The sequence below is a fragment of the Seonamhaeicola aphaedonensis genome (assembly GCF_003386195.1).
In the GTDB taxonomy this organism is placed as follows: Bacteria; Bacteroidota; Bacteroidia; order Flavobacteriales; family Flavobacteriaceae; genus Seonamhaeicola; species Seonamhaeicola aphaedonensis.
The window spans coordinates 1-5,680 of record NZ_QRDX01000014.1 but is presented as its reverse complement, the minus strand read 5'-3'; the positions used below and the strand labels follow the sequence as shown (position 1 = coordinate 5,680).

Genomic DNA, 5,680 nt, shown 5'->3' with positions numbered 1-5,680 from the left:
TCAAAAAAGGCAACGACCTACTCTCCCACAAATGTAGTACCATCGGCGCTAATGGGCTTAACTTCTCTGTTCGGAATGGTAAGAGGTGAGCCCCATCGCTATAACCACCTTAAACTGTAAGTTATAAGTTTCAAGCTAAAAGTTATAAATTTTTGTTCCCATAACTTTAAGCTTACAGCTTATTGCTCAAAGCTTATAACTGCGCTTGCGCGCAAATATCTTAACATATTGAAAAATATACATGAATCTTTAGTGTTACTCTTAAAAAAACAGGCGTACAATAAGCCTATGGGTTATTAGTACTACTCGGCTATGACATTACTGCCTTTACACCTGTAGCCTATCAACGTGGTCATCTCCCACGACCCTTTAAAGAAATCTCATCTTGTGGTGGGTTTCGCGCTTATATGCTTTCAGCGCTTATCCCTTCCCAACGTAGCTACTCTGCAATGCCACTGGCGTGACAACAGATACACCAGAGGTTAGTCCAACTCGGTCCTCTCGTACTAGAGTCAGATCCACTCAAATTTCTAACGCCCACTGTAGATAGAGACCGAACTGTCTCACGACGTTCTGAACCCAGCTCGCGTGCCACTTTAATGGGCGAACAGCCCAACCCTTGGGACCTTCTCCAGCCCCAGGATGTGACGAGCCGACATCGAGGTGCCAAACCCCCCCGTCGATGTGAGCTCTTGGGGGAGATCAGCCTGTTATCCCCGGCGTACCTTTTATCCTTTGAGCGATGGCCCTTCCATGCGGAACCACCGGATCACTATGCTCTTGTTTCCAACCTGATCGACTTGTAGGTCTCTCAGTCAAGCACCCTTATGCCATTGCACTCTACGCACGGTTACCAAGCGTGCTGAGGGTACCTTTAGAAGCCTCCGTTACTCTTTTGGAGGCGACCACCCCAGTCAAACTACCCACCAAGCACTGTCCTCTCTACGAGAGTTAGACTCTAGATAAGCAAAGGGTGGTATTTCAACAATGACTCCACAACACCTGGCGATGCTGCTTCAAAGTCTCCCACCTATCCTACACATTACTTATCCAAAACCAATACTAAGCTATAGTAAAGGTGCACGGGGTCTTTTCGTCCCACAGCGGGTAAACGGCATCTTCACCGTTACTACAATTTCACCGAGCTCATGGCTGAGACAGTATCCAGATCGTTGCACCATTCGTGCAGGTCGGAACTTACCCGACAAGGAATTTCGCTACCTTAGGACCGTTATAGTTACGGCCGCCGTTTACTGGGGCTTCATTTCAGATCTTCGCCGAAGCTAAACCCTCCACTTAACCTTCCAGCACCGGGCAGGTGTCAGGCCATATACGTCATCTTTCAATTTAGCATAGCCCTGTGTTTTTGATAAACAGTCGCCTGGATCTTTTCACTGCGGCCCCCACCGAAGCGGGGGCGACTCTTCTCCCGAAGTTACGAGTCTATTTTGCCTAGTTCCTTAGCCATGAATCTCTCGAGCTCCTTAGAATTCTCATCCCAACTACCTGTGTCGGTTTAGGGTACGGGCTGCTTCACTCGCTTTTCTTGGAAGTCGCTTCTCTGGATTATCACCTTGGCCGAAGCCTCAGTGTACTATCGGGGCGTTACCGCTCCCTTCAACGTGCTATTCCGTCAGCACGCACCAAATATACGCCTCCGTCACTTTTATCGTGAGCAGGTACAGGAATATTAACCTGTTGGCCATCCACTACCCCTTTCGGGTTCGCGTTAGGTCCCGACTAACCCTCAGCTGATTAGCATAGCTGAGGAAACCTTAGTCTTTCGGAGTGCGGGTTTCTCGCCCGCATTATCGTTACTTATGCCTACATTTTCTTTTCTAACCGTTCCAGAATGCCTCACAGCAAACCTTCAACACAATTAGAATGCTCCCCTACCAATATAAATATTCCATAGCTTCGGTAGTATGTTTATGCCCGATTATTATCCATGCAGAATCGCTCGACTAGTGAGCTGTTACGCACTCTTTAAATGAATGGCTGCTTCCAAGCCAACATCCTAGCTGTCTAAGCAATTCCACCTCGTTTATTCAACTTAACATACATTTGGGGACCTTAGCTGATGGTCTGGGTTCTTTCCCTCTCGGACATGGACCTTAGCACCCATGCCCTCACTGCTGATCATCATTTTATAGCATTCGGAGTTTGTCAGGAATTGGTAGGCGGTGAAGCCCCCGCATCCAATCAGTAGCTCTACCTCTATAAAACTAAATCAACGCTGCACCTAAATGCATTTCGGGGAGTACGAGCTATTTCCGAGTTTGATTGGCCTTTCACCCCTACCCACAGGTCATCCGAAGACTTTTCAACGTCAACCGGTTCGGTCCTCCACTGTGTGTTACCACAGCTTCAACCTGCCCATGGGTAGATCACACGGTTTCGCGTCTACCACTACTAACTATACGCCCTGTTCAGACTCGCTTTCGCTACGGATCCGCACCTGAAGTGCTTAACCTTGCTAGCAACGGTAACTCGTAGGCTCATTATGCAAAAGGCACGCCGTCACCCTTACGGGCTCCGACCGCTTGTAAGCGTATGGTTTCAGGTTCTATTTCACTCCCTTATTCAGGGTTCTTTTCACCTTTCCCTCACGGTACTAGTCCACTATCGGTCTCTCAGGAGTATTTAGCCTTATCGGATGGTCCCGACAAATTCACACAAGGTTTCACGTGCCCCGCGCTACTCAGGATACTGCTATCTAAACTTCGCTTACCTTTACGAGACTATCACTCTCTATGGTCTGTCTTTCCAAACAGTTCTAGTTCACTTAGTGTCGAATATTGCAGTCCTACAACCCCAATATTGCCGTAACAACATTGGTTTGGGCTAATCCGCGTTCGCTCGCCACTACTAACGGAATCACTTTTGTTTTCTTCTCCTCCGGGTACTTAGATGTTTCAGTTCTCCGGGTTCGCCTCCCTAAGGATACTATATCTTCAATATAGTGGGTTGCCCCATTCGGATATCTGCGGATCAATCGGTATGTGCCCGTCCCCGCAGCTTTTCGCAGCTTATCACGTCCTTCTTCGCCTCTGAGAGCCTAGGCATTCCCCATACGCCCTTATTTAGCTTATTGTACTTTTTGCTTTTTTAATGAGTTACAATAATTGCTCGTTACAATTATCTAATTTTATTAAATATTTCTATCTAATTATTTTTTTCATGTATCTTTTTCAATATGTCAATGAACTTCTTCGTGCACCGTAGCTTTATGCGAAGGTGCATCTGCCCGACTTTGCACAAGGCTCCGTCGGACGCAGTGGAGAATATCGGAGTCGAACCGATGACCTCTTGCGTGCAAGGCAAGCGCTCTAGCCAGCTGAGCTAATCCCCCGTCTTTCTTTAGTTAACAGTTAACAGTTATTAGTTAACAGTTCTTAAACGGCTCACTTATAACGTGATAACTCAACTCCTAGAATTTCCTTTCAGTATCTAATGAACTTATAAAGCTGTAAATGAACTTTTAACTTTTCACTTACAACTTTTAACTCGCGGCTCTGCCGCTTCGTAGTCTCAGGCAGACTCCCTTCGACTACGCTCAGGGTAAACTTCTCGTCTTTCTTCGACAACTTTCAGTAGTCTCAGGCAGACTCGAACTGCCGACCTCTACATTATCAGTGTAGCGCTCTAACCAGCTGAGCTATGAGACTGTACTTTAGTCGTTAGCCTTTAATCATTAACTCTTAGGCTTTAACTAATCACTAATGCCTTAGGCTTTTTACTATATATTTTAAAATCAACAGCTAAAGAGAACAAACTATTCTTTCCCTTAAATATTTAAACCTATTAGTCGTCTTTCTCTAGAAAGGAGGTGTTCCAGCCGCACCTTCCGGTACGGCTACCTTGTTACGACTTAGCCCTAGTTACCGATTTTACCCTAGGCCGCTCCTTGCGGTGACGGACTTCAGGCACTCCCAGCTTCCATGGCTTGACGGGCGGTGTGTACAAGGCCCGGGAACGTATTCACCGGATCATGGCTGATATCCGATTACTAGCGATTCCAGCTTCACGGAGTCGAGTTGCAGACTCCGATCCGAACTGAGACCGGTTTTAAGGATTCGCTCCACCTCACGGTGTGGCTGCCCTCTGTACCGGCCATTGTAGCACGTGTGTAGCCCAGGACGTAAGGGCCGTGATGATTTGACGTCATCCCCACCTTCCTCACGGTTTGCACCGGCAGTCTTGCTAGAGTTCCCATCTTTACATGCTGGCAACTAACAACAGGGGTTGCGCTCGTTATAGGACTTAACCTGACACCTCACGGCACGAGCTGACGACAACCATGCAGCACCTTGTAAGTAGTCCGAAGAAAGATCTATCTCTAAATCATGCAACTTACATTTAAGCCCTGGTAAGGTTCCTCGCGTATCATCGAATTAAACCACATGCTCCACCGCTTGTGCGGGCCCCCGTCAATTCCTTTGAGTTTCATTCTTGCGAACGTACTCCCCAGGTGGGATACTTATCACTTTCGCTTAGCCACCCAGCCGAAGCCGGACAGCTAGTATCCATCGTTTACGGCGTGGACTACCGGGGTATCTAATCCCGTTCGCTCCCCACGCTTTCGTCCATCAGTGTCAGTACATTGTTAGTAATCTGCCTTCGCAATTGGTATTCTATGTAATATCTATGCATTTCACCGCTACACTACATATTCTAACTACTTCACAATGACTCAAGATTAGCAGTATCAAAGGCAGTTCTACAGTTAAGCTGCAGGATTTCACCTCTGACTTACAAATCCACCTACGGACCCTTTAAACCCAATGATTCCGGATAACGCTTGCATCCTCCGTATTACCGCGGCTGCTGGCACGGAGTTAGCCGATGCTTATTCTTACGGTACCGTCAAGCTCCTTCACGAAGGAGGGTTTCTTCCCGTACAAAAGCAGTTTACAACCCATAGGGCAGTCTTCCTGCACGCGGCATGGCTGGATCAGGCTTCCGCCCATTGTCCAATATTCCTCACTGCTGCCTCCCGTAGGAGTCTGGTCCGTGTCTCAGTACCAGTGTGGGGGATCCCCCTCTCAGGGCCCCTACCTATCGTTGCCTTGGTATGCCGTTACCATACCAACTAGCTAATAGGACGCATGCCCATCTCTTACCGTAACCTTTAATCTATAATCGATGCCAATCATAAATACTATGGGGTATTAATCTCCGTTTCCAGAGGCTATCTCCCAGTAAGAGGTAGGTTGCATACGCGTTACGCACCCGTGCGCCACTCGTCATCTGGTGCAAGCACCAATGTTACCGTTCGACTTGCATGTGTTAGGCCTGCCGCTAGCGTTCATCCTGAGCCAGGATCAAACTCTTCATTGTTAAATTTTTAAGCCTATTAAAAGACTTGTCTTATTAACAACCAATAGAATATCTAGTTCTCAAAATGGTCTATTCTCTTGTCTGTAACAACCGTTTCCAATTGTTACTTACGCTGTCGATTTCAATATGTCTATGAACTTCTTTTTTTCGCTCCTAAACTCGTTTCCTCGTTTAGCGGGTGCAAATATAAAACCCTTTTTTTTTACCCACAATACTTTTTAAATATTTTTTTTAGAAAAACTTTTTTAATACTTTTCTTTATTCCTAAATACCTATCGTGAACAACGCAAAACCGAAAAACAATCCCCCGTTTTGCGGGTGCAAACATAATACCTATTTC

General features: G+C 46.6%; 2 tRNA genes and 3 rRNA genes. All 5 read right to left on the bottom strand.

Going from position 1 to position 5,680, the window contains the following annotated elements:
- Window positions 1-4 precede the first annotated feature (4 nt).
- Window positions 5-112 (bottom strand): 5S ribosomal RNA (rrf, locus tag DFQ02_RS14745).
- Window positions 113-276: 164 nt separating this feature from the next.
- Window positions 277-3,094, bottom strand: a 23S ribosomal RNA gene (locus DFQ02_RS14740).
- Between the two features lie 184 nt (window positions 3,095-3,278).
- Window positions 3,279-3,352: transfer RNA gene (locus tag DFQ02_RS14735), tRNA-Ala, on the bottom strand.
- 242 nt (window positions 3,353-3,594) lie between these two features.
- Window positions 3,595-3,668: transfer RNA gene (locus DFQ02_RS14730), tRNA-Ile, on the bottom strand.
- A gap of 154 nt (window positions 3,669-3,822) precedes the next feature.
- A 16S ribosomal RNA gene (locus DFQ02_RS14725) occupies window positions 3,823-5,340 on the bottom strand.
- Together the 16S, 23S and 5S rRNA genes with 2 tRNA genes alongside form the textbook arrangement of a ribosomal RNA operon.
- Window positions 5,341-5,680 lie beyond the last annotated feature (340 nt).